This is a genomic window from Pseudomonadota bacterium (assembly GCA_037200975.1).
Taxonomy (GTDB): Bacteria; Pseudomonadota; Gammaproteobacteria; order Steroidobacterales; family Steroidobacteraceae; genus CADEED01.
Window position 1 is genome coordinate 452,644 of record JBBCGI010000001.1, and the last position, 23,999, is coordinate 476,642.

Genomic DNA, 23,999 nt, shown 5'->3' on the forward strand with positions numbered 1-23,999 from the left:
CAGCTCCGGGGTTCCCACCATGGCGTCTCGCAGACCCATCCTCGCGACGATGTTCGTGGTCGCCGCGGGCTCGTTTTGTCCTGCGGCCTTTTCACAGGCCCCGCCCGCGCCGGTACCGCCGCCGGCGATCGCCCCGCCCGGTTCCTTGTACGAACGCCTCGGCGGCACCGCGAAGGTCTCGGCCTTCGTCAATCAGACGATCGATGTCGTCGCCGCGAATCCGAAAATGAATCAGTCCTTCGACAAAGTGAACCTGCAGCACGTCAAGGACATGCTCATCGAGCAGATCTGTTCGCTGACCGGCGGCGGTTGCAAATACACGGGCGACACCATGCGCGACGTCCACGCCGGCCATCACATCGGCAACGCGGAATTCTTCGCTCTCGTCGAGGTGCTGCGCGACGCGATGCGCGCGCAGCAGGTGCCCTTGTCGGCACGTAATCAATTACTGGAAATCCTCGCCCCGATGAAACGGGACGTGGTCAAGCTCTGACTTGGCACGCCACCTCAAAAGCGGATTTGCGCTCGTGGCCTTGTTCGCGAACGGCCTGCCGTGCGCGGCCGCCGCCGACCTCTCGCTCGAAGTGCGTGACGGCAGCGGCAGGCCGGTCGCCGATGCGGTGGTTTTCGCAGCGCCGGTTGGCGGCGCGGCGCCCACCGTGAAACCCCACGCGCGCGCGCTCATCGACCAGGTGAACAAGGAGTTCGTGCCGAAGGTCAGCATCTTCCAGGCCGGCACTTCCGTGTTCTTCCCGAACAGCGACAACATCCGCCATTCCATCTACTCGTTCTCGCCGGCGAAGGTCTTCACGACCAAGCTGTACTCCGGCCGCGAGGCGGCCCCGATCACGTTCGATCACGCCGGCGTCGTCGTGCTCGGCTGCAACATCCACGACGCGATGGTGGCGTGGGTCTACATCGTCGACACGCCGTGGTTCGGCAAGAGCGGCGCCGATGGCATCGGCACACTCAGGGGCCTGCCCGACGGTGAATACACGATCACTGCCGCGGCGCCCGCGCAGAATCTGCCGCCGAAAGTCCTCACGCTGCGTGTCGAGGGTGGCGCGGCCCTGCACAGCTCCATCTCGTTGCAGGCTGCGCCGTGATGCGCATCCAGCGGCTGCAGACGCGCATCATCGTCTTCTTCGTCGCGCTGCTGGTGCTGGTGCAGGTGCTGGCGTTCACTTTCGTGAACGCTGCGAACTCGCGCAACGCCCAGACCAAGGTCGCAGAAGAACTCAACATCGGCCGGCGCGTGTTCGCGCGGCAGCTCGAGCAGAACGCCGAGAAGCTCAAACTATCCGCGCGCGTGCTGGCGGCCGATTTCGCCTTCCGCGAGGCGATCGCGACGCACGACACCGGCACGATCGCCTCGGTGCTGGCGAATCACGGCGCGCGCATCGGCGCCGACGCAATGGTGTTCGTCGACCTCGACGGCACCGTCATCTCCGATACGCTGCGGCCGCAAAGCGAAGCGCGGCCATTCGAATATCCCGCCCTCATCAAGGCCAACAAGAATGGCGGCAGCGCCAGCCTGGAGGTGCTCGACGGCCGCGCGTTCCAGCTCGTGGCCGTGCCGGTTCTCGCGCCGCTGCCGATCGGCTGGGTGGTCATGGGTTTCGCGGTGGACGACACGCTGGCGCGCGATCTGCGCCAGCTCACCGAACTCGAGGTTTCATTCGCGCTCGACGCGCCGGCGGGCTGGCGCGTGCTGGCTTCGACGCTGAGCAAGGAGGACCAGCAGGCCCTGCTCGAGGCGATGCCGCCGCGCTCGAGCGAGGTGACGCGCCTCGTCATGAACATCGCCAACGACGATCACCAGGCCCTGGTGATCCCGCTCGACGACAACGACGACGCGCGCATCGTCGCGGTGCTGCATCGCTCGCTAGGCAGCGCGCTCGCCGCCTTCGAACGGCTGCGCTTCACGCTGATCGTGCTGGCGGGATTCAGCCTCGTGTTGTCCATCGTCGGCAGCGTCGCCGTGGCGCGCAACATCACGCGGCCGCTCGAGACGCTGGCCAACGCCGCCGCGCGCATCGAACACGGCGACTACGTCGCCCCCGTCAACGTGCAGCGCGCGGACGAGATCGGCGTGCTGGCGTCGAGCCTCAATCACATGCGCGGCGGTATCGCCGACCGCGAGAAACGCATCCTCAAGCTGGCCTACGAAGACCCTCTCACCGATCTCGCCAATCGCTCGCGTTTCAACAACACACTCGAACAGGCCATCGCCCAGTGCAACCAGGGCGGCGTCCGGCGCACCATCCTCATGATGGATCTCGATCGCTTCAAGTACGTCAACGACACGCTGGGTCATGGCGTCGGCGATCATGTGTTGCGCGAGGTGAGCCTGCGGTTGCAACACACCGTCGGCGACGCAGAGTGCATCGCGCGCCTGGGCGGCGACGAATTCGCCATTCTCGTCAATCACACCGGCCAGGCTGATCTGACCGAGACGGCGCGCCAGATCATCACGGCGCTCGAGATGCCCATCCTGTACGAAGGCCAGCCGCTCGACGTCGGCACCAGCATCGGCATCGCGCACCATCCCGAACACGGTCGCGATGCGCAGACGCTGCTGCGTAATGCCGACATCGCCATGTACGCCGCCAAGCGCAACAAGACCGGTTTCGCGGTGTACGACCCGCACTACGACACCAGCCAGCAGGAACATCTGTCGCTGCTCGGTGAATTGCGCCGCGCGGTGGAGCAAAACGAGCTGCGCCTGCACTACCAGCCGAAGGTCTCGCTGCACTCCGCGCACGTCAGCGCCGTCGAGGCGCTGATCCGCTGGGAGCATCCGGCCCGCGGGCTGGTGCCGCCCTCGCAGTTCATCCCGTTCGCCGAACACACCGGTTACATCAAACTACTGACCCGCTGGGTGATCCGCGAGGCCGTGCGCCAGTGCGGCGCGTGGCTGCGCGAAGGGCTCACGTTGCAGGTCTCTGTGAACATCTCGGCACGCGATCTCATGAATCGCGACCTGCCCGAACACGTGGCCGCGCTGCTGGCCGAACACGACGTGACGCCCGGGCTGCTGTGCCTGGAAATCACCGAGAGCGGTTTCATGGAAGACCCGGCGCATGCACAGAAGGTGCTCGATCGCCTGGCCGAACTCGGCGTGAAACTGTCGATCGACGACTACGGCACGGGCTACTCGTCGCTGTCGTACATCATGAAGCTGCCGGTCCAGGAGCTGAAGATCGACCAGTCCTTCATCTCCCGCATGGCGACCGATACGGAGATTTCCACCATCGTGCGTTCGACCATCGATCTCGGCCACAACCTCGGGCTGCAGGTCGTGGCCGAAGGCGTCGAGGACAGCGCGGTGTGGAACATGCTGCGTTCGCTGGGCTGCGACGAGGCGCAGGGCTACTACATGAGCAAACCACTCGAACCCGCGGCGCTCGCCCGCTGGATTCGCGCGAATCACGGCACCTTTGAAGCGCCGCAGCCCGCGACTGATACCGCCCGGAGCGTGGGCGCGCAGGCGCGCTAGTCAGTCGTCGAGGACGGCCGCGTCGCTCGAGCGCACCGGCGCGAAGCTGCGCCGGTGCAGCGGGCTCGGGCCCAGCGAATTCAGCGCCGCCACGTGTGAACGCGTCGGGTAACCCTTGTGCCCCGACAGCGAGAAGCCCGGGTAACGGCCGTCGAGCTCGCGCATCAACGCGTCGCGCGTGGTCTTGGCCAGGATGGACGCGGCGCTGATCGACGGGACGCTGGCGTCTCCCTTGATGATCGCCTCGAACAGGCAGTCGAACCCCAGCCCCTCCGCGCACGGACAACGGTTGCCGTCGACGAACACCTGCTGCGGCGGCACGCGCAGTCCTAACAAGGCGCGGCGCATGGCCAGCATGGTCGCCTGCAGGATATTGATGCTGTCGATCTCCTCGGCGTCCGCCCAGGCCACCGAGTAACACAACGCCCGTTCGCGGATCAGCAGCGCCAGCCGCTCGCGTTCTTCCGGCTCGAGCACCTTCGAATCGGCAAGGCCGCGGATCGGCCGGGCATGATTGAGGATGACCGCCGCGGCGACCACGGGCCCCGCAAGCGGCCCCCGCCCGGCTTCGTCGACACCCGCGACGCGTAATCGCACGCGGATCTTCGTGCCCGTATCGGGTTGCATGCCTTGTCTCACGCTTGGGCCGTCCAGGCCGCGAGCAGCTCGGCAATCTCGTTGGCGGCGCGCCGCGCGCCGTCGCAACGCAGGCGGGCGTGGATCGCCGCGAATTCCTTCTGCACGCGCGCCACTTCTTCCGGGTGCGTGAGCCAGCGTGCCAGCGCCGCGGCCAGGTTCGCCGCATTCGCATCCTGCTGGAAGAACTCGGGGACGAGCGCCGCGCCCGCCAGCAGATTCGGCTGCGAGAAATGCCGCACTTTCACCAGCCCGAGTTTCTGCAACACGAAGGCCGTGACCGCTCCGAGTTTGTAAGCCACGACCATCGGACGTTTGCACAGCGCAGCTTCGAGCGTCGCGGTTCCCGAAGCCACCAGCACGACGTCGGCGGCCGCGAGCGCCGCCCGCGCGTCGCCGTCGAGCATCCTGACCGCGGCACGCGGCGCAGTTTGCGCGCACTGCGCGGCGAAGACAGCGCGCAGCGCGGGTGTCACCATCGGCGCGATGCAGACCAGACCGGGAAACTTCGCGGCTAACAACTCTGCCGCGCCGGCGAATTCGCCGGCCAGCCGTTCGACCTCGCCGCGGCGGCTGCCGGGCAGCACCGCCAGCACCCTGGCGGCAGGATCGATGCCGAGGCCGGCGCGCGCCGCGGCCCGATCGACCTCGAGCGGAATCTGGTCGGCCAAAGGATGGCCGACGAAGGCGGCACGCACGCCGTGTTCGCGGTAGAAATCCGGCTCGAAGGGAAACAGGCACAACACCAGATTGACCGACTGGCCGATGGTGCGCACGCGGCCCTGCCGCCACGCCCACACCTGCGGGCTGACGTACTGGACCGTCGGCAGGCCGGCGCGTTTGAGCAGCCGCGCGAGACCCAGGTTGAATTCCTTGAAGTCGACACCGACGAATACATCGGGACGCCATTCGAGAATCTGCTTGCGCAGGCTCGACCGAAGCCGCCACAGCCGCGGCAGCGAGCTCAGGACTTCGGTGAGCCCCATGACCGACAATGCTTCGACGCCATGCCAGGCGATGCAGCCCGCGGCCTTCATCCGTGGGCCGGCGACGCCCGCGAATTCAGCTTCGGGAAACTTGGCTCGCAGCGCTTCGATGAGTGACGCACCCAGCGCGTCGCCCGATGCTTCTCCTGCCACCAGCGCGATGCGCATTAACGGACGATGCTGCGCGTCGACTCGCCGATGAAGTCGACGAAGATCTTGAGTTCGGGCTGGGTGGCGACGCGTTTGCCCAATTCTTCGACCGCATCGGCGAGCTTGAGGTCGGAGCGGTACAGCACCCGGTAGGCGTTCTTGAGATTGCGGATCTGCTCGGGAGAAAAGCCGCGCCGCTTGAGACCTTCCGAATTGATCGAGTGCGGCACGGCGGGTGTCCCGACCACCATGAGATAGGGCGGCACATCGCGTGTGACCGCGGCGTTGTTGCCGAGAAATGCGTGCGCCCCGACCTTGGTGAACTGGTGGATGCCGGAGTAACCGCCCATGATCACCCAGTCGCCGAGTTCGACGTGGCCGCCGAGCGTGGCGTAATTGGCCATGACGCATTTGCTGCCGACGTGGCAGTCGTGGGCCACGTGCGTGTACGACATGAACAGGTTGTCGCTGCCGATCGTTGTGACGCCTCCACCCTGCGCGGTGCCGCGATTCATGCTGGTGAACTCACGGAAGACATTGCGATCGCCGATCTCGAGCCGGGTCGGTTCGCCCGCGTACTTGAGATCCTGCGGCGCATCGCCGATCGAGGCGAACTGGAACACCTTGTTGCCGGCGCCGAGCGTGGTGTTGCCGGTAACCACCGCGTGCGGACCGACCCAGGTTCCGGGCCCGATCTTCACGCCGTCGCCGATGACGCTGTAGGCACCGACCGTCACATCGGCCGCCAGCTCGGCCTGCGGAGAGACTATGGCGCGCGGGTCGATGCCAGCCATGGTTACGCCTTGGCGGGGGTCTTGTTCGTTTCGGGAGCGACCATCATTTCCGCGGACGTTACCTCATCGTCGCCCACGTAGGCGACCGTGGAGAACTTCCAGATGCCGCGCATGGAGCGTTCGAGCTTGGCCGTGAGAATGAGCTGGTCGCCCGGCTCGACCGGCTTGCGGAAGCGCGCCTTGTCGATGCCGACGAAGAAGAACCGCGTGAATTCGTCCGGCACGACATCGGCGGTGATGAACGCCAGCAGCCCGCAGGTTTGGGCCAGCGCCTCGATGATGATGACGCCGGGCATCACCGGCCGGTGCGGAAAGTGGCCCGGAAAAAACGGCTCGTTGATGGTGACGTTCTTGACGGCGCGAATACTTTCGCCCTTGGTGCATTCGAGCACCTTGTCGACCAGCAGGAACGGGTAACGATGCGGCAGCAGGCGCATGACGCCCATGATGTCGAGCGAAAGCGGTTGAGTCATTAGTTAGTCCTCGGAGTTTCCCTGGTCCGCCGCGTGAAGTCCCACGTGTTTTTCGACCGCGCGCAGTCGTTTAGCCATCGAATCGAGCCGCTTGATGCGCCCGACGATGCGGCGCCACACGGAGGCTTCCTCGCTCGGCAGCGCCGAAGAATACACACCCGGCTTCGATATGGAATGTGAAATGAACGATGTGCCGAGCACCACGACGTCGTCGCACAGGATGATGTGTCCCGTAAGACCCACTTTGCCGCCGAGGATGCAGCGCTTGCCGAGCACGCTGCTGCCAGCGATCGCGACCGCGGCGGCCAGCGCCGAGTGCTCCCCGATGCGCACGTTGTGGGCGATCATGATGAGGTTGTCGAGCTTCGCGCCGGTCTCGATGACGGTGTCGCCGAGCGCGCCGCGGTCGATGGTGGTGTTGGCGCCGATCTCGACATCGTCACCCAGCAGCACGCTGCCGAGTTGCGGCACCTTGACCCATGTGCCGCGGTCGGGCGCGTAGCCGAAGCCGTCCCCGCCGATGACGGCGCCCGGCTGGACGATGCAGCGCAGTCCAATCCTGACGCGATCGCCAAGGAAGACGCGCGCCGTCAGGCGCGTGTCGTCGCCGATTTCCGCGCCGGCGCCTATCACGCAGCCCGGACCGATGAAGCAACGGGCGCCGATGCGCACGCCCTCGCCGATGCTGACCTGCGCTGCAATCTCGCTCGAAGCGTCGATATGGGCGCCCGCTCCCACGCTCGCCGTCGCATGCGTGCCGGGATGGAGCGGCGGGTCGGGATGCAGCAGCGTCGCCACGCGCGCGTAAGTGGCGTGCGGGTTCGCGGCCACGAGCACGGGTACGGGAGATGCGGCCGCCGACTTCGCGTCGAGGATGACCGCGCCGGCACGTGTACCCGAGAGCTGGGCGACGTACTTCGGATTGGCGAGAAAGCTCACCGCGCGCGGCCCGGCCTGCGACAGCGCGCCCACGGAATCCACCGCCACCGATGGATCGCCGTGCAGCTCGCAGCCGAAACGCACCGCCAGTTCGCCGAGCGTAACTGTCATGGCGGCGGGCGCGACTGCGCCTTCCCCGAACTTCAGGGCTTCGCGGCGGGCTTCGCGGGTGCCGGGGCGGCTCCCGCCGGAGCGGCGGCCGGTTTCGGCGCATTCGCCTGCAGCTTCTGCAGCACCGCGGGGGTGATATCGACCGCGGGGGTCGAATAGATCACGCCTTCGGCGATCACGATGTCGAAGCTCTGCGCCTTGGCGTAGTCACGCACTTCGCCGATCAGCGAGCGCTGCAGCTTGTTCATTTCTTCCTGGCGCCGAGCGTTCGAGTCGTCCTGCAACTCGCCTTTCTTGCGCTCGAGCTCGCGGGCTCCGTCGCGCAATTCCTTGTCGGCCTTGGTGCGCTGCTCGGGCGTCATCGTGGCGGCGTCTTTCTGCAACTTGTCGTTGCGGGTCTTCAGCGCCTGCTCCTGGGTGACGAGCTGCTGGAGGCGCGGCTGGAATTCCGACCGCAGCGTCTCCTGCACGACCTTCGCCTGTGGCGATTCGTCGAACAGGCGCGCGTAGTCGATGACGCCGATCTTGAGCTCCGCCATCGCGGGCGCGGCAAAGGCCACGGTCGCGAGAGCACCTAACAAAACTTTGCGAAACGAAACCTGCACTGAACTCACCTCGTTAGAAAGCCTGGCCAACCGAGAACTGGAACGGTTCGTCTTCATCCGGGTAGACGTTGCTATCGCCCTTGTACGCGTTCAACGGCATGGCATAGCTGAATCGGAACACACCCAACGGCGCGAGCCATTGCACTGCGATGCCCGTTGAATGCTTCAATTTATCATACTCGAAGTTGTACTCGACCGGCTGTCCACTGCGGCCGCGGAAGTCGTACCGATTGCCGGTCGAGAAGATGTTGCCGATGTCGTAGAACCAGGACAGCCGCGCCGAGGTCTCGAACTTCTGCGGCAGCGGGATCAGGACTTCCATGCGGCCCGCCACCTTGAAATTGCCGCCAAACGGCCGGCCAAAATCGTCCTTGGGGCCCAGGCGGCTCTCTTTATATCCACGCACGGTGTCCGGGCCGCCGGCATAGAACTGCCGGTATGGCGGCAGCGCGGTGGTCGCGCCGATGTCCATGCCGTATGCCAGGTCGGCGCCCACCTGCAGGGTGAACCGCCCGAACAGCGGGACATATTTCACGAACTCGTAGCTCGCGACGTAGTACTCGACGTCGCTGACGCCGGGTAATGCATAGGCGATCCCCAGCGAACTACGAGCCCCACGGTCGGCAAACAGCGAGCGGTTGCGGCTGTCGTAGTTCCACGAGGTGGTCAGTTCGACCGAGTTGTACTCGGTGCCGAAGATCGCGAGCGCGACCGGGCCGACATCGCAATCGACGTCGTCGAAATTGGCGCCGATGCAACGCTGATTGGTCTTGCCGTTGTTGCGCACCCAGTCGATCGACTGGCGCGCGCTGCCGTTGCTGGTCACCAGCAGGCTGGATTTCTGGAACGACAGGCCGAAGCGCAACCCCTGGCGCTCGCCGATCGGATACCCGATGTCGAAACCCGCGCCGATGGTCTCGGACGAGAAATCGGACGAGGCGGATACGAACTGCGTCTGGTCGCGGTAACTGATGTTGCTGGTGAACCCGACATTGTTAGGCGTGAGGTACGGCTCGGTCAGCGACACACCGTACACCTTGCTGTAACGCCCGGAATTCAGGTCGACCGAAACGCGCCGCCCGGTGCCGAGGAAATTCGCGTCGGCGTAATTGCCGCTCAGGATGAACGATTGCGACTCGGAGTAACCGACACCGCCGCCCAGCTGCGCGGACGGGCCCTCTTCGATGTCGTAGTTGACGTCGACGAGATCGGCGGAACCCGCCACGGGTTTGGTCTCCGATTCCACTTTCTTGATGTATGGCAGGTGCTCGATGCGCTGCTTGGAGCGGTCGAGCGCGACGTTCGACAGCCAGCCGCCCTCGAGCTGGCGCATTTCGCGGCGCAGGACTTCATCGTTGATCTTGGTCACGCCGTTGAACACGATGTGGCGCACGTAGACGCGGTTACCCGGATCGACGAAGAACGTGAGCGTCAATTCCTTGTTCTTGGGATCGCCGAGTGTCGTGGGCACCGGATCCACCTTCGCAAACGCGAACCCGTCTTCGCCCAGGCGGTTCTGCAGCAGTTCCTGGGTCGCAGTGATGGTCTTGCGCGAGAAGGTGTCGCCCGGCTGCACGAGCACGTAGCGCTTCAACAGAGCCTCGGGCACGACGAAGGTGCCCGCGAGTTTCACTTCCTTGACCTTGTGAACCTCACCCTCGTTGACGTTCACCGTGATGAAGATGTCGTCCTTCTCGGGCGCGATGGCGACCTGCGTGGATTCGACTTCGAAGTTCGCGTAACCGCGATCCATGTAGAACGAACGCAGCTTTTCCAGATCACCCTGCAGCGATTCGCGCGAGTAGCGGTCGTCCTGCTTGTAGAACGACAGCAGGTTCGGCGTCTTCAGCTCGAACGTCTCGAGGATGTCCTTTTCCTTGAACGTGTGATTGCCGACGATGTTGATCTGGCGGATCTTGGCGCGTTTGCCCTCGACGATCTCGATCTTGATCTTGACGCGATTGCCGGCCACCTCTTCGACGTTGGCGTCGATCTTGGCGGCGTATTTGCCGCGCGCGCCGTACTGGTCCTGCAGAAAGGACTTCACGTCCTCGAGCACCGAGCGATCGAAGGTCTTGCCCTGCGACAGCCCGACGTTGCGCAGCGACTTGTTCAGATCCTCGGTCTTGATGTCCTTGTTGCCCTTGAGCTCGAAACTCTCGATGGTGGGGCGCTCGTTGACGACCACGATCAGCGTGCTGCCGTCGCGGCGCATCTCGACGTCGCGGAAGAAGCCGGTGTCGTACAGCGCACGCACCGCCTCGCGCAGGCGCTGCGCCGACAGGTTGTCGCCGATGTTGATGGGTAGATAGTTGTAGACCGTTCCCTCGGTTACGCGCTGCAGACCTTCGACGCGGATGTCACCGACCGTGAACGCCGGCCCTTCCTGGGCAAACAGCGGAGCCGCGAGCAACAAGCCGCCGACGGCGATAAAAGTCGCAAACCGTGTGGTCAATGGAATCCCCTGAAAGAAATCTGCCTGGAAAATTTTGTACTAGCTATGCGCGAACAAACCGGTCAGATCGTTGAACAAGGCGACGCCCATGAGCAGCACCAGCAGCAGCAGGCCTGCCTGCTGCCCGACCATATAGGTGCGATCCGACAGCGGGCCGCCCTTGATCCACTCGGCAACCTGAAAAACGATCTGCCCGCCATCGAGAATCGGAATGGGCAACAGGTTCAGGAAGCCGAGCGACAACGACAGCAGCACGAGCAGCATGAGGAAGTTGCCCGCGCCGGCGCTCGCCGCGTCACCGGAATACTTGGCGATGGAAATGAAACCCGAGATGTTCTTGGTGGACACCTGGCCGGTGATCATGCGGACGAAGAATTTCGCCTGCGCGGCGGTCATCTGCCATGCCTTGGTCGCCGAGTAGGTGAGCGACTCCAGCGGCCCGAGATCGCTGTGGGTCCTCATCCCGGTGGGGATCGTCACGCTGACGTTCTTCGGCACCTCGACGCGGATGCGGCCGATGGTCTTGCCATCGACGACTTCGCTCGTGGTGGTGAGATTCAACACCTTGTCGAGGCCGTCACGGCGTACGGTCAGGACCATCGCCTGGGCGGGCCGCGCGTTCACGTAGTCCATGAACTCGTTGAAGCTGCGGATCGGCGCGCCGTCGGCGCCGACGATCTGGTCGCCGGGCAACATGCCGGCTTTGGCTGCCGGCCCGTCCGCGATCACGTTGCCGACGATCGCCGGAACGCGCGGTACCCAGAACTGGAAACCAAGGCCCGAGTACAGGCGCTCCGGCTCGGTGAGCCGGTACCGCTCCGCCGCGTCGGGCACGGTGAGCGTCACGGTACGGTTGCGGCCATCGCTGCCGCGCACCTGCATGACTGCCTCGCCATCGTCGCTGACCGCGTCTAACAACCCGAACGACGCGTCGCCCTGGTCGAGCACGCGCGTGTTGTCGATGCTGAGGATCTCGTCGCCAACCTTGAGGCCGGCCCGCGCGGCAGGCGAAGCGGCGGTCACCTTGTCGACCTGGGCTTTCACGTGCGTGACGCCATTGACCCAGAACATGCCCCACAACACCGCCACGGCGAAGATGATGTTGGCGGCCGGCCCGGCCAGCATGACGAGGATGCGCGCCCACGGCGGGCGGCTTGCGAAAGCGCGCGGCAGGTCGGCGGGGGCGACCGCGCCGTCGCGTTCGTCGAGCATGCGCACGTAACCGCCGAGCGGCACGGCAGCGATGACGTATTCGGTGTAGTCGGGCGCACCGCCGACCTTTTTCAACAGGGGTTTGCCAAAACCCACCGAGAACCGCAGCACCTTGAAGCCGAGCTTGCGGGCCACCCAGAAATGGCCGAATTCGTGCACCGTGACGAGCAAGCTCACGGCAACGATGAACCAGAGGACACTCCAGCCAATTTGCATCAGGCGTCCTTAAGCGTGAACGGCCCGGGGCCGGATAAGAGAGGAAGCGCGTTCGCGCGCTTCGGCGTCGGCCGCCAGCACGTCGTCGAGATCGCGGATTTCGCCCCCCGAAGTGGTTGCCATCACCGACTCAATGACTGCCGGAATTCGCGCAAAGTTCAATCCGCCTTCCAGAAACGCCGACACAGCCACCTCGTTCGCGGCGTTAAGTGATGCCGGTCGCGAGCCTCCGGCGCGCGCGGCCTCCTGCGCCAGCCCCAGCGCCGGGAAGCGCCGCAGGTCCGGAGCCTCGAAACGCAGGGTTCCGACCTTGATGAGGTCGAGGGATTGTACACCGGAGGTCACGCGCTCCGGCCACGCCAGCGCATGGGCGATGGGAGTCCGCATGTCCGGGGCGCCTAACTGGGCGAGCACGGATCCGTCGATGTATTCCACCAGTGAGTGGACGATGCTCTCGCGGTGGATGAGCACCTCGACCTGCGAGGGCCGCACGTCGAACAGCAGGCAGGCCTCGATGAATTCGAGACCCTTGTTCATGAGCGTGGCCGAATCCACCGAAATCTTGCGGCCCATGACCCAGTTTGGATGCGCGCAGGCCTGCTCGGGTGTCACCTGTTCGAGGCGGCTGCGGTCCGCATCGAGGAATGGTCCGCCGGAGGCGGTCAACAGGATTCGCCGCACGCCCGGCGGCGATTCGCCGCAGCGGGAGTCGCGCGGCAGGCACTGGAAGACCGCGTTGTGTTCGCTGTCGATGGGCAGCAGCGTCGCGCCGGAGGCGCGCACCGCCTGCATCAGCAACGCACCCGCCATCACCAGCGACTCCTTGTTAGCCAGCAGCAGGCGTTTGCCCGCGCGCGCAGCGGCCAGCGTGGAACGCAAACCCGCGGCGCCGACGATGGCTGCCATGACGCTATGCACTTCGGGCAACGCGGCGATCTCCACCAGTGCATCGGCGCCGCCGAGCACGCGCGTGGGCGCGCCACGTGCGCGCAACGCCTGCTCGAGACGGGTGGTGAACGTGGTGTCTGCCAGCGCCGCGTACGGCACCGAGAAGCGGCTGCACTGTTCGGCAAGCTTCTCGACGTTGCGATTCGCGCCGAGTGCGACGACGTGAAAACGCTCGGGATGCCGCGCGATCACGTCGAGCGTGTGTTCACCCACCGACCCGGTGGAACCGAGGATGGCAACACCCTGAAGACTCATGGGCGCAGGCTCATGGAATGGCCTTGAGCGCCATCAACGCAAACACTAGGGCGGGCGCGGCCGCCGTGACGCTGTCGATGCGATCGAGCATGCCACCGTGGCCCGGGAAAACGCTGCCACTGTCCTTGAGACCCACGGCCCGCTTCAACATGCTTTCCGTCAGGTCACCGACGATGGACAACGCCGCGACGGCGATGCAAGTAGTCACGAACGGCCACACATCGGCCACCGCGAGATATCGATTGAGCCACGTGGCGCCAATCCACGCGACGATGCCGCTGGTGATGACGCCGCCGATGACACCTTCCCAGGTCTTCTTCGGCGAGACACGCGGCGCCAGCGGCACGCGGCCGAACCACCGGCCGGCGAAGAACGCGCCAGTGTCCGCCGCCCACACCAGCGCCAGCGTGAACAACACCCAGTACGTGCTGCCCGTGGTGAAAATCACATAGACCAGCGCGAGCCAGCACGGCACGAGCGAGAACACACCGGCGAGCGCGGCCGAGACCGGGTTGACGCGCGCGGGCGCGAGACTCACCCACAAAAACGCGGCCATCCACCAGAGCATGGCGATCGTCATGACCAGGTGCACGAAACCGGGCGAGGTCGAATTGAAATGTAAACAGGCGAGCAGCGCCAGCGCGATGACAGCGGTGAAGGCGGCGCGGGAGGCATAACCACCCTTGCCGATGAAGGCCGCCCACTCCCACGCGCCCACCAGCACCAGCACGGTGACGAGCCAGACGGTGGCGATGGAGGGCAGCCCGAGCATGACGCCCAGCAGCACCGCAACGAGCACGATCGCGGTGATGACGCGTTGTTTAAGCACGCGTGGCAGCCTCGGCCGGATCGCGGACCTGTTCGCGTGTGAGCCCGAAGCGGCGCTCGCGATGGGCGAACGAGGCCAGCGCGGCTTCCAGTTGCGGCACGTCGAAATCGGGCCACAAGGTGTCGCAGACGTGGATCTCGGTGTACGCGAGGTTCCACAAAAGGAAATTGCTGATGCGGTGATCGCCACCGGTGCGGATGAACAGATCGGGATCCTCGATGCCGCCGAGCGCGAGCTCGCGCGAGAAGCGTTCCTCGTCGATGGCCTCGGCACTCAACGCGCCGCTCGCGACCTGGGCGGCAAGCTTGCGCGCCGCCTGCAGGATGTCCCAGCGCCCGCCGTAACTCACGGCCACCTGCAGTTTGAGCCCGGAGTTGCCGGCGGTGAGCTCCTCGCTGGCCGCCATGCGCGACTGCAGTTTGACGCTGAGCGCGTGCCGGTCGCCGATGAAACGCAGGCGTACCTGGTTCTTGTGCAGGTCCGCGACTTCACGATCGATGGCATCGAGGAACAGCTGCATGATGCTGCTCACCTCGACCGTGGGCCGTTGCCAGTTCTCGCTGGAGAAGGCGAACAGCGTGAGCGCGCCAACACCGCGGCGGGCGCACTCTTCTATACACATGCGCACCGGGCGCACGCCTTCCTTGTGGCCGGCATGGCGCGGCTGGCCGCGCGCCTCGGCCCACCTGCCGTTGCCGTCCATGATGATCGCGATGTGTTTTGGAATGTTCACGAGGAAACCGTGCCGCGGCCGCCCCGCTCACACCTGCATGATTTCCTTTTCCTTCGCCGCCAGCTGCGCATCGATGTCGCCGATGTATTTGTCGGTGAGCTTCTGGATGTCGACTTCGGCCTTCTTTTCGTCGTCCTGCGTGATCAGCTTTTCCTTGAGCGCCTCTTTGACGTCGGCGATCACGTCGCGGCGCACGTTGCGCACGGCGACGCGGGCATTTTCGGCGTCCGCGCGCACCACCTTGGTGATGTCCTTGCGGCGCTCTTCGGTCAACGGCGGCAGCGGGATGCGGATGACGGTGCCGGCGCTGATCGGATTGAGCCCGAGATCCGCCTTGTGAATGGCCTTCTCGATGGCCTGCACCATGCTCTTTTCCCACGGCGACACCACCAGCGTGCGCGCGTCCTCGACGCTGATGTTGGCCACCTGCTTGAGCGGGGTGTCGGTGCCGTAGTAGTCGACCTTCATGTTCTCGATGAGCGAGGGATGCGCGCGCCCGGTGCGCATCTTCTTGAGATCAGCCTGGAAGTTCTCGACGCACTTGCCCATGCGGGTGACTGCGTCCTTCTTGATGTCGTCTAACATTGTTGCGATCCCTCTAACTTCTCGTTCAGTCGCTGGTGACGACCGTGCCGATGTCGTCGCCGCGCACCACGCGCGGCAGGTCGCCGGCGTTGTTCAGGTTGAACACCTGCAGCGGCATGCGGTTGTCGCGGCACATGACGATGGCGGTCGCGTCCATCACATTGAGGCGGTCCGCCAGCACCTTGTCGTAGGTGAGCGTCGCGTAACGTTTCGCACCGGGGTTCTTCATCGGATCCGAGTCGTAGATGCCGTTGACCTTGGTGGCCTTGAGCAACACGTCGGCTTCGATCTCGATGGCGCGCAGCGCGGCCGCGCTGTCGGTGGTGAAGTACGGGTTGCCCGTTCCGGCGGCAAAGATGACGATGCGGCCCTTCTCGAGGTGGCGCATCGCGCGGCGGCGAATATAGTCCTCGCACACCTGATTGATGCGGATCGCGCTCTGCACACGCGCGGTGCCACCCAGGCGTTCGATGGCGTCCTGCATCGCGAGCGCATTCATGACGGTCGCGAGCATGCCCATGTAGTCGCCGGTGGAGCGGTCGAGCCCCGCCTTCGCAAGCCCCGCGCCGCGAAAGATGTTGCCGCCGCCGATGACGCAGGCCACCTGCACGCCTGAGCGCTGGATCTCGAGCACTTCACCGGCAATACGCGTGAGCACCAGGGGATCGATGCCGAAGTCGGTCGTGCCCATCAGAGCCTCGCCCGAGAGCTTGACCAGGATGCGTTGGTATCGGCCGGCGGTCATGGGTGGCGATTTCCTCTGTTGCGAAGCGTGCGCACTTTGCCATAAAGAAAACCCCGCGGAAGGCGGGGTTTTCGGGATCGCATCAGTGCTTCGTCGGCGGGTCGGACTTGTCGTCCTTTTTGGTGGCGGCTTTGACCTGCTCCATGACCTCGTTTGCGAAGTCGCCCTGCTTCTTCTCGATGCCGGCGCCTACTTCGACTCGCTCGAAGCCCTTCACGCTGGCCTTGTTCTTCTGCAGCAGCTTCTCGATCGTCAGATCGCCGTCTTTGACGAACACCTGGCCGGTGAGCGCGAATTCGTTGATCGACTTGCGCAGGCGTCCTTCCACGATCTTGGCGAGGATCTCGGCCGGCTTGCTCGCGTTGGCGGGCTCGCCCTTCGCCTTCTCGGTCTCGATCTCGCGTTCCTTCGCCACGAGGTCGGCCGGCGCATCGGCCGGCGTCAGGTAACGCGGGCTGGCCGCCACCACCTGCATTGCGAGGTCCCGCGCCAGTTCCGCATCGCCGCCTTCGACGGCCACCAGGGCGGCCTTCTTGTTGTCGGTGTGCACGTAGGAACCGACCACGGTCGGCGCCGTCACGAGCACCACGCGACGCACGGTGAGGTTCTCGCCGAGTTTGGCGATCAAGGCGCGACGCTTCTCGTCGACCGTCTCACCGCTGCCGAGCTTGAGGCTGTTCACGACCTCGATGCTGGCCGCGCCGGCCGCGAGCGCGACCTTCGCGACTTCGTTGGCGAAGCCGCGGAAGTCGTCGCCACGCGCGACGAAATCCGTCTCGCTGTTCACTTCGACCAGCACCCCGGTCTTGCCGTCGGCGGATTTCTCCACCACGACCACGCCTTCGGCGGCGATACGCGAGGCCTTCTTGTCGGCCTTCGCGAGACCCGACTTGCGCATGTTCTCGGCGGCCGCGTCGAGATCGCCATTGGTTTCGACCAGTGCCTTCTTGCACTCCATCATGCCGGCGCCGGTGCGTTCACGCAGCTGTTTGACCGCGTCTGCAGTAATTGTCATTAAACGTTCCTCAAACTAGTTAGGCACTCAGCCGCGGCGCGGACCGCCGCCGCCGCCACGACCACGGCTCGGCGGGTTGCCGGTGCCGGTGCGCGAGCGGCCGGCGCTGGCCGTCGCGCTGCGCGGAGCGGCTTCGCCGGTATCCGTGAACACGGCCGGATCGGCGCCGTCATCGGGCTCGGCCGCGACACTGGCCACCACCGGACGACGACCGCGGGTCGCGGTGTTCGCCGGACGGCGGTTGCGCACCGGGGCCGGAGGCCGCGGCGCGGCGCTGCGGGCGCCCTTCTTGCGCGGATTGCCGTTCTCGTCGAGCTCGACGAATTCGTCTTCGCCCACGACCACGGCCGGAGCCTGCGAGCGGCCTTCGATGACCGCGTCGGCAATGCCGGTCGCGTACAGCGAGATGGCGCGCATGGCGTCATCGTTGCCGGGGATGACGTAGTCGACGCTGTCCGGAGCGCAGTTGGTATCGACCACCGCGACCACCGGAATGCCGAGCTTCTTGGCTTCGAGGATGGCGATTTCCTCGTGACCGACGTCGATGATGAAGATGACGTCCGGGGGCGATTCCATCAGCTTGATGCCGCCCAGGCTCTTCTCGAGCTTGTCCTTCTCACGGCGCATCATCGTGGCTTCCTTCTTGCCACGCTTGCCGAGCGTGCCGTTTTCGGACATCTCGGTGAGGTCCATCAGGCGCTTGATCGAGCCGCGGATGGTCTTGAAATTGGTGAGCATGCCGCCAAGCCAGCGCTGGTTGACGTAGGGCATCTCGCAACGCTTGGCTTCTTTCTCGACCGCGTCGCGGGCGGAACGTTTGGTGCCGACGAACAGCACTTTGCCGCCGTCCGCTACAACGCTCTTTACGAACCCCGCCGCTTCCGCGTACATGGGCTGCGTCTTTTCGAGGTTGATGATATGAATCTTGTTTCTTTCGCCGAAAATGTACTGAGCCATCTTCGGGTTCCAGAAGCGGGTCTGGTGTCCAAAATGGACGCCCGCTTCCAGCATTTGTCGCATAGACACGCTGGCCATCAAAGTCTCCTTGGTGGGTTAAGCCTCCGCAGCGCCCGAGTGGATATCCATTGCCGATCTGCAAGCAGATCGATCGCCGGACACCCATCCACTCGTTATGCCGATTGCCTGGAGAGGCAGGTTCGGCAGGCACACGCGTGTGGTTTAGATGAGTTTCATTGCCAAAAAAGGCCGCGCTTTATACCATTTGTTCCCCGTCAAAACAACGCCTTACGAAGGTGCACTTCATGGACTCCCTCGTGAGCCGACACATCTCTATTAAGTCCTTAGGCGAACAGGAAAAAATGCGCGTCGCCGGGCGCCTGGCGGCCGAGGTTCTCGACATGATCGGCGAGCACGTGAAGCCCGGGGTCACCACCGAAGAGCTCGATCGGCTGTGTTTCGAGCACATCACGCAAGTGCAGAAATCCATCCCGGCCAACGTGAATTACCGCGGCTTCCCGAAGACCATCTGCTCGTCGGTGAACCACGTGGTGTGTCACGGCATTCCGAACGACAAGGCGCTCAAATCCGGCGACATCGTGAACATCGACGTCACGGTGATCCGCGACGGCTTCCATGGCGACACCAGCCGCATGTACTACGTGGGCAAACCCGCCCTGCCCGCGCAGCGGCTCGCGGAGACCACCTGGGAAGCCATGTGGCGCGGCATCGAACAGGTGCGCCCGGGCGCGCGCCTCGGCGACATCGGCCACGCGATCCAGACCTTCGTCGAGGAACGCAATTTCTCGGTGGTGCGCGAATACTGCGGCCACGGCATCGGCCGCGTGTATCACGAGGATCCGCAGGTCCTGCACTACGGCGAGGCGGGCACGGGTGACGAGTTGAAGGCCGGCATGACCTTCACGATCGAACCGATGGTCAACGCCGGCAAGCGGCACGTAAGATTGTTAGGCGACGGCTGGACGGTGGTCACCAAGGACCATTCATTGTCGGCGCAATGGGAGCACACGATATTGGTCACGGAAAACGGCTTCGAAGTCCTCACCCTCGGCGCGCTCAGCAAGCGCCCGGCCGCCTCTAACTAGATGGCGTCGCTGGACGAGGACATCGAGGCCACCGACACCACGGTATTACGCGGCGCGCCCTGGCTGCGGCTCGCCCACCTGCCCGAGCGCCTGGCGGCGGCGAAGTTCGCACCCGAGGCGTTCCGCACGGAGCTGCGCGAAGCGCACGCGGAACTGGTGGAACGTTTTCGCGCCGACGAATCGGTCGAGACGCTGGTGCATGCACGCGCGGAACTGATCGACGTCATCCTGCGCGAGGTGTGGCGTTCGCAGCTGCCCGCCGGCTACGAAGGCTGGTCGCTGGCGGCGGTCGGCGGCTACGGCCGCGGCGAGCTGCACCCGGCTTCCGACGTCGACATCCTGATCCTCGTCCCGGCAGCTCCGGACGACTCCGGCCGCGGCGTGGTCGAACGCGTGGTCACCTTTCTGTGGGACATCAATCTCGAGGTCGGGCACAGCGTGCGCACCGTGGCGCAATGCGCCGAGGAAAGCGCGGCCGACGTCGGCGTGATGACCACGCTGGTCGAGTCGCGGCTGCTCGCGGGCAACGAGAAGTTGCTGGCGGCGATGCGCGCGGCGGTTTCCGCCGATCGCATCTGGCCCGTGAAGGAGTACTTCGAAGCCAAGGTCGCCGAGCAGCAGGAGCGGCATCTCAAAGCCAACGACACGGCCTACAACCTCGAACCGAATGTCAAAACCGGCCCCGGCGGCCTGCGCGATATCCAGACCATCGCCTGGGTGGCAAAGCGTCACTTCGGCGCAAGCTCGCTCGACGAACTACTCACGCACGGTTTCCTGTCGCCTTCCGAGCTGCGCAAGCTCAAGCAGGCGCAGTCGTTCCTGTGGAAGGTGCGTTTCGGGTTGCACGTGCTGACCGGCCGGCGCGAAGACCGGTTGTTGTTCGACCACCAGATCAAGCTTGCTCAGAGTTTCGGCTACGAGGACGCCTCGTACACGCTCGCGGTCGAACAGTTCATGCAGCGGTACTACCGCACGGTCATGGACGTCATCCTGCTGAACGAGCTGCTGTTGCAGCTGTTCCGCGAAGCCATCCTCACCGAGACCACTCCGCCGCGGCCGCTCAACCCGCGCTTCCAGGTGCGCAACGATTATCTGGAAGCCATCAGCGAAGAGCTGTTCGCGCGCACCCCATCGACACTGCTCGAGATCTTCGTGGTGCTGCAGCAGAACCCGGACGTGAAGGGCGTGCGTGCGTCGACGATCCGCGCGGTCAACAAGAACCTCTGGCTGATCGACGAGGAGTTCCGGCAGAACCCGCGCAACCATCGTCTGTTCCTCGAGATCCTGCGCGCGCCGGCCGGCGTCACGCACGAGCTGCGCCGCATGAACACCTATGGCGTGCTCGGCCGTTACATTCCCGCATTCGGCCGCATCGTCGGCCGCATGCAGTACGACTTGTTCCACGCCTACACGGTCGACGCGCACACCTTGTTCGTGTTGAGCAATCTGCGCCGCCTGTCGCTGCCCAAGTACGACAGCGAGCTGCCGATGTTGTCGGCGATCATGCAGCAGCTGCCGAAACTCGAGATCGCGTATCTCGCGGCGTTGTTCCACGACATCGCCAAGGGCCGCGGCGGCGATCATTCGGCGCTCGGCTCGGTCGACGCGGAGGCTTTCTGCCTCGAGCAGGGCTTGTCGCGCTACGACGCACGCCTGGTCGCCTGGCTGGTGCAGAACCACCTCGAACTGTCGGTGACCGCGCAGAAGCAGGACATCTCCGATCCCGAGGTCGTCAACGCCTTCGCCCGCAGGGTCGGCGACGAGACCCACCTCGACTATCTATATGTGCTGACCAGCGCCGACGTGCGCGGCACGAATCCGAAGCTGTGGAATTCGTGGAAGGCCTCGCTGTTCCAGGAGTTCTACGAACGCGTGAAACGCGCGTTGCGCCGCGGCCTGGAAAGCCCGATCGACCCCGATGAACTGACACGCGAGACGCAGGAAGGGGCGCGCAAACTGCTGGCGGCTTCCGGGCGCATCACCGCGCCCGAGATCACGCGCGCATGGGAGCGCCTGACGCCCGCCTACTTCCTGCGTCACACGCCGGAAGAAGTGGCCTGGCACACGCAGCTGCTGGCCGATCGCGAGCCGGGCAGCGAAGATCCGCTGGTCGCGGTGCAGACCAGCAGCGAACGCGGCACGACCGCCATCCTCGCGTTCGCGCCGCACCGCTACAACAGCTTTGCCATCACCACCGCGGTGCTCGACCAGCTCGGCCTGAACATCGTCGATGCGCGTATCACACCCACCGGCGACGGATTCAGCCTCGATCTCTATCACGTGCTCGAGGAAGACGGCGCGCCGATCGCGGACGCCGAGCGTATCGGCGAAATCGAACGCGCCCTGTGGCGCGCGTTGCAGCACCCCGACGAGGCGCCGGTGACGGTGACCCGCCGCGTGCCGCGCCAGTCGCGCATGTTCCGCACCAACACGCAGATCGCCGTCACGGTGGACGAACGCAATCGCCGCTCGGTGCTGGAGCTGATCGCGGGTGACCGGCCGGGCCTGCTGTGCGACGTCGGCAAGGTGCTGATGGAAGAACGCATCGACCTGCTCGCGGCGAAGATCATGACCGTCGGCGAGCGTGCCGAAGACGTGTTCTACCTCGCCTCGCTGGCCGGCCTGCCGCTCGACGAGGCCGCGGCGACCCGGCTGCAGCAGAAATTGTCGGGCGCGCTCGATCGCCGCGCGGCCGCGTGAACGGCCGTCTCGAACTACTCGCCGCCTATCCGTTCGAGCGACTGGCACGGCTGAAGGCGGAGGTGACGCCGCCCGCCGGCCTGCCGCACATCGCCATGTCGATCGGCGAACCCAAACACGCGCCGCCGCCGTTCGTCATCGAGGCGCTGCGCCGCGAACTCGGAAAACTCGACAGTTACCCGGCGACCGCGGGGCTGCCGGAAACCCGCGCGGCCTGCGCGGCCTGGCTCGCACGGCGATTCGCTGTCACGGTGAACCCGGACACCATGGTGCTGCCGGTCAACGGCACGCGCGAAGCCTTGTTCTCGTTCGTGCAGGCGGTGGTGTCGGCGCGTGACGAGGCGGCTGGTGAAAAACCGGTCGTGCTGATGCCGAACCCGTTTTATCAGATCTATGAAGGCGCGGCCCTTCTGGCCGGGGCGCAACCGGTGTTCCTCAACACGACGGTCGGAAACCGCTTTCAGCCGGATCTCGACGCAGTGCCGGCGCAGATCTGGAAACGCTGCGAGATCCTGTTCCTGTGCAGCCCCGGCAATCCCACCGGCGCGGTGTTGTCGCTCGGCTTCCTGCGTCACGCGTTGCGGCTCGCCGAGAAACACGATTTCGTGATTGCATCGGACGAGTGTTACGCGGAGCTGTATCGCGACGAAATGTCGCCACCACCCTCGCTGCTGCAGGCGGCTGTTGCGAACGGCCACGACTCGTTCCAGCGCTGCGTCGTGTTTCATTCGCTGTCGAAGCGGTCGAGCGTGCCGGGACTGCGCTCCGGCTTCGTCGCGGGAGATCCGGCCATCATCAAGCCCTATCTTCTGTATCGCACCTATCACGGCTGCGCGATGCCGGTGCCGACGCAGCTCGCGAGCGTCGCGGCCTGGAACGACGACGCGCACGCGGCCGCCAACCGCGCGTTGTACCGCGAGAAATACGCCCGCGTGTTGCCCATCCTGGCGCCGGTGCTGGACGTCGTGGAACCCGATGGCGCGTTCTATCTATGGCCCGACGTGCAACGTGACGACGAAATCTTCACGCGCGGCCTGTTCGCGACGCAGAATCTCACCATCCTGCCGGGCAGCTACCTGGCGCGTGACACGCCGGCGGGGAATCCGGGTCGCGGACGCGTGCGCATCTCGCTCGTCGCTCCGGTCGAAGAATGTGTCACGGCCGCACACAGAATCCGCACCTATCTGGAGACAACCTAAGTGACCGATCACGCGACCCTCGCCGCCATCATCGATGAAGCCTTCGAGCGCCGCGCCGACATCACGGCGAAAAACGCCGCACCGGCGCTGCGTCATGCGATCGAGGAGTGCATCGAACTGCTCGACAGCGGCCAGGCGCGCGTCGCCGAGAAGCGCGACGGCCGGTGGACGGTCAACCAGTGGCTCAAGAAGGCGGTGCTGCTGTATTTCCGCACCCACGACAATTCCATCATCGAAGCCGGTTACACGCGTTTCTTCGACAAGGTGCCGCTGAAATATGCCGCGCGTTCCCAGGCGGACGACGGCGAAGCGCTGGCCAAGGGCGGCACACGCGTCGTTCCGCCGGCCGTCGCGCGCCGCGGGTCGTACGTCGCTTCGAACGTGGTGTTGATGCCGAGCTACGTGAACATCGGCGCGTATGTAGATAGCGGCACGATGGTCGACACCTGGTCCACCGTCGGTTCGTGCGCGCAGATCGGCAAGAACGTGCACCTGTCGGGCGGTGTCGGCATCGGCGGCGTGCTCGAGCCGCTGCAAGCCGCGCCCACGATCATCGAAGACAACTGCTTCATCGGTGCGCGCTCGGAAGTCGTCGAGGGCGTGATCGTCGAGGAAGGCTCGGTGATTTCCATGGGCGTGTTCATCGGGCAGAGCACCAAGATCTACGAACGCGAGACGGGCAAGATCCTGCAGGGCCGCGTGCCGGCGGGGTCCGTCGTGGTGTCGGGCAACCTGCCCTCCTCCGACGGCAAGTACTCTCTTTACTGTGCGGTCATCGTCAAGCGGGTCGACGCGCAGACGCGCGCCAAGACTTCGATCAACGAATTGCTGCGCGCGGACTGAACACCGCC

The 23,999-nt window shown here is 65.1% G+C and carries 22 protein-coding genes; 7 read left to right on the plus strand and 15 right to left on the minus strand.

Annotated features, from left to right (window positions below):
* Positions 1-19: 19 nt before the first annotated feature.
* The 3 genes from WDO72_02055 to WDO72_02065 are packed head-to-tail and all read left to right on the plus strand — an operon-like array spanning position 20 to position 3,499.
* Positions 20-493 carry a group 1 truncated hemoglobin gene (locus tag WDO72_02055; protein MEJ0084441.1) on the plus strand — a complete coding sequence of 158 codons (474 nt, stop codon included), beginning with the start codon at positions 20-22 and terminating at the stop codon, positions 491-493.
* A 1-nt stretch (position 494) separates the two neighbouring features.
* The gene (locus WDO72_02060; protein ID MEJ0084442.1) at positions 495-1,106 is read left to right on the plus strand and encodes a methylamine utilization protein; all 612 of its coding nucleotides are present in this window, start codon (positions 495-497) and stop codon (positions 1,104-1,106) included.
* Positions 1,106-3,499, plus strand: a complete 2,394-nt coding sequence (locus WDO72_02065) for an EAL domain-containing protein (protein MEJ0084443.1) — start codon at positions 1,106-1,108, stop codon at positions 3,497-3,499. Before WDO72_02060 ends, WDO72_02065 begins: the two co-directional genes overlap by 1 nt.
* On the opposite strand, the gene rnhB is transcribed toward WDO72_02065, so the two are convergent.
* From rnhB to rpsB, 15 genes are all read right to left on the minus strand, one after another.
* Positions 3,500-4,126 (minus strand): ribonuclease HII, encoded by a 627-nt coding sequence (gene rnhB / locus WDO72_02070; protein ID MEJ0084444.1) that lies wholly within the window; start codon positions 4,124-4,126, stop codon positions 3,500-3,502. It abuts the gene before it with no gap.
* An 8-nt stretch (positions 4,127-4,134) separates the two neighbouring features.
* Positions 4,135-5,289 (minus strand): lipid-A-disaccharide synthase, encoded by a 1,155-nt coding sequence (gene lpxB, locus WDO72_02075; protein MEJ0084445.1) that lies wholly within the window; start codon positions 5,287-5,289, stop codon positions 4,135-4,137.
* Positions 5,289-6,065, minus strand: a complete 777-nt coding sequence (lpxA, locus tag WDO72_02080) for an acyl-ACP--UDP-N-acetylglucosamine O-acyltransferase (GenBank protein MEJ0084446.1) — start codon at positions 6,063-6,065, stop codon at positions 5,289-5,291. Before lpxA ends, lpxB begins: the two co-directional genes overlap by 1 nt.
* 2 nt (positions 6,066-6,067) lie before the next feature.
* Positions 6,068-6,538 (minus strand): 3-hydroxyacyl-ACP dehydratase FabZ, encoded by a 471-nt coding sequence (gene fabZ, locus WDO72_02085; GenBank protein ID MEJ0084447.1) that lies wholly within the window; start codon positions 6,536-6,538, stop codon positions 6,068-6,070.
* A 3-nt stretch (positions 6,539-6,541) separates the two neighbouring features.
* Positions 6,542-7,588, minus strand: a complete 1,047-nt coding sequence (gene lpxD / locus WDO72_02090; protein ID MEJ0084448.1) for a UDP-3-O-(3-hydroxymyristoyl)glucosamine N-acyltransferase — start codon at positions 7,586-7,588, stop codon at positions 6,542-6,544.
* A gap of 32 nt (positions 7,589-7,620) precedes the next feature.
* Positions 7,621-8,193 (minus strand): OmpH family outer membrane protein, encoded by a 573-nt coding sequence (locus tag WDO72_02095; GenBank protein ID MEJ0084449.1) that lies wholly within the window; start codon positions 8,191-8,193, stop codon positions 7,621-7,623.
* Positions 8,194-8,206: 13 nt separating this feature from the next.
* Positions 8,207-10,648, minus strand: a complete 2,442-nt coding sequence (bamA, locus tag WDO72_02100; GenBank protein ID MEJ0084450.1) for an outer membrane protein assembly factor BamA — start codon at positions 10,646-10,648, stop codon at positions 8,207-8,209.
* A 39-nt stretch (positions 10,649-10,687) separates the two neighbouring features.
* On the minus strand, positions 10,688-12,076 hold the full coding sequence (gene rseP / locus WDO72_02105; protein MEJ0084451.1) for an RIP metalloprotease RseP: 1,389 nt from the start codon (positions 12,074-12,076) through the stop codon (positions 10,688-10,690).
* A gap of 9 nt (positions 12,077-12,085) precedes the next feature.
* On the minus strand, positions 12,086-13,279 hold the full coding sequence (ispC, locus tag WDO72_02110) for a 1-deoxy-D-xylulose-5-phosphate reductoisomerase (GenBank protein ID MEJ0084452.1): 1,194 nt from the start codon (positions 13,277-13,279) through the stop codon (positions 12,086-12,088).
* A 10-nt stretch (positions 13,280-13,289) separates the two neighbouring features.
* Positions 13,290-14,108 (minus strand): phosphatidate cytidylyltransferase, encoded by an 819-nt coding sequence (locus WDO72_02115; GenBank protein MEJ0084453.1) that lies wholly within the window; start codon positions 14,106-14,108, stop codon positions 13,290-13,292.
* Positions 14,101-14,841 (minus strand): polyprenyl diphosphate synthase, encoded by a 741-nt coding sequence (gene uppS / locus WDO72_02120; protein MEJ0084454.1) that lies wholly within the window; start codon positions 14,839-14,841, stop codon positions 14,101-14,103. Before uppS ends, WDO72_02115 begins: the two co-directional genes overlap by 8 nt.
* Positions 14,842-14,868: 27 nt before the next feature.
* Positions 14,869-15,426 carry a ribosome recycling factor gene (frr, locus tag WDO72_02125; protein MEJ0084455.1) on the minus strand — a complete coding sequence of 186 codons (558 nt, stop codon included), beginning with the start codon at positions 15,424-15,426 and terminating at the stop codon, positions 14,869-14,871.
* A 25-nt stretch (positions 15,427-15,451) separates the two neighbouring features.
* Positions 15,452-16,171, minus strand: a complete 720-nt coding sequence (pyrH, locus tag WDO72_02130; protein MEJ0084456.1) for a UMP kinase — start codon at positions 16,169-16,171, stop codon at positions 15,452-15,454.
* A gap of 82 nt (positions 16,172-16,253) precedes the next feature.
* On the minus strand, positions 16,254-17,186 hold the full coding sequence (gene tsf / locus WDO72_02135) for a translation elongation factor Ts (GenBank protein ID MEJ0084457.1): 933 nt from the start codon (positions 17,184-17,186) through the stop codon (positions 16,254-16,256).
* 27 nt (positions 17,187-17,213) lie between these two features.
* Positions 17,214-18,221, minus strand: a complete 1,008-nt coding sequence (gene rpsB / locus WDO72_02140) for a 30S ribosomal protein S2 (GenBank protein MEJ0084458.1) — start codon at positions 18,219-18,221, stop codon at positions 17,214-17,216.
* A gap of 227 nt (positions 18,222-18,448) precedes the next feature.
* Here rpsB and map point away from each other — a divergent pair, with 227 nt between their 5' ends.
* From map to dapD, 4 genes are read left to right on the plus strand one after another with little or no spacing between them, the layout of a single operon-like run.
* The gene (gene map, locus WDO72_02145; protein MEJ0084459.1) at positions 18,449-19,249 is read left to right on the plus strand and encodes a type I methionyl aminopeptidase; all 801 of its coding nucleotides are present in this window, start codon (positions 18,449-18,451) and stop codon (positions 19,247-19,249) included.
* Positions 19,250-21,949: a [protein-PII] uridylyltransferase gene (gene glnD, locus WDO72_02150; protein ID MEJ0084460.1), complete on the plus strand. Its 2,700-nt coding sequence runs from the start codon at positions 19,250-19,252 to the stop codon at positions 21,947-21,949.
* Complete coding sequence (gene dapC, locus WDO72_02155) at positions 21,946-23,148, plus strand: succinyldiaminopimelate transaminase (protein MEJ0084461.1); 1,203 nt, start codon at positions 21,946-21,948, stop codon at positions 23,146-23,148. Before glnD ends, dapC begins: the two co-directional genes overlap by 4 nt.
* 27 nt (positions 23,149-23,175) lie before the next feature.
* Positions 23,176-23,991 carry a 2,3,4,5-tetrahydropyridine-2,6-dicarboxylate N-succinyltransferase gene (gene dapD / locus WDO72_02160; protein MEJ0084462.1) on the plus strand — a complete coding sequence of 272 codons (816 nt, stop codon included), beginning with the start codon at positions 23,176-23,178 and terminating at the stop codon, positions 23,989-23,991.
* Positions 23,992-23,999: the final 8 nt, after the last annotated feature.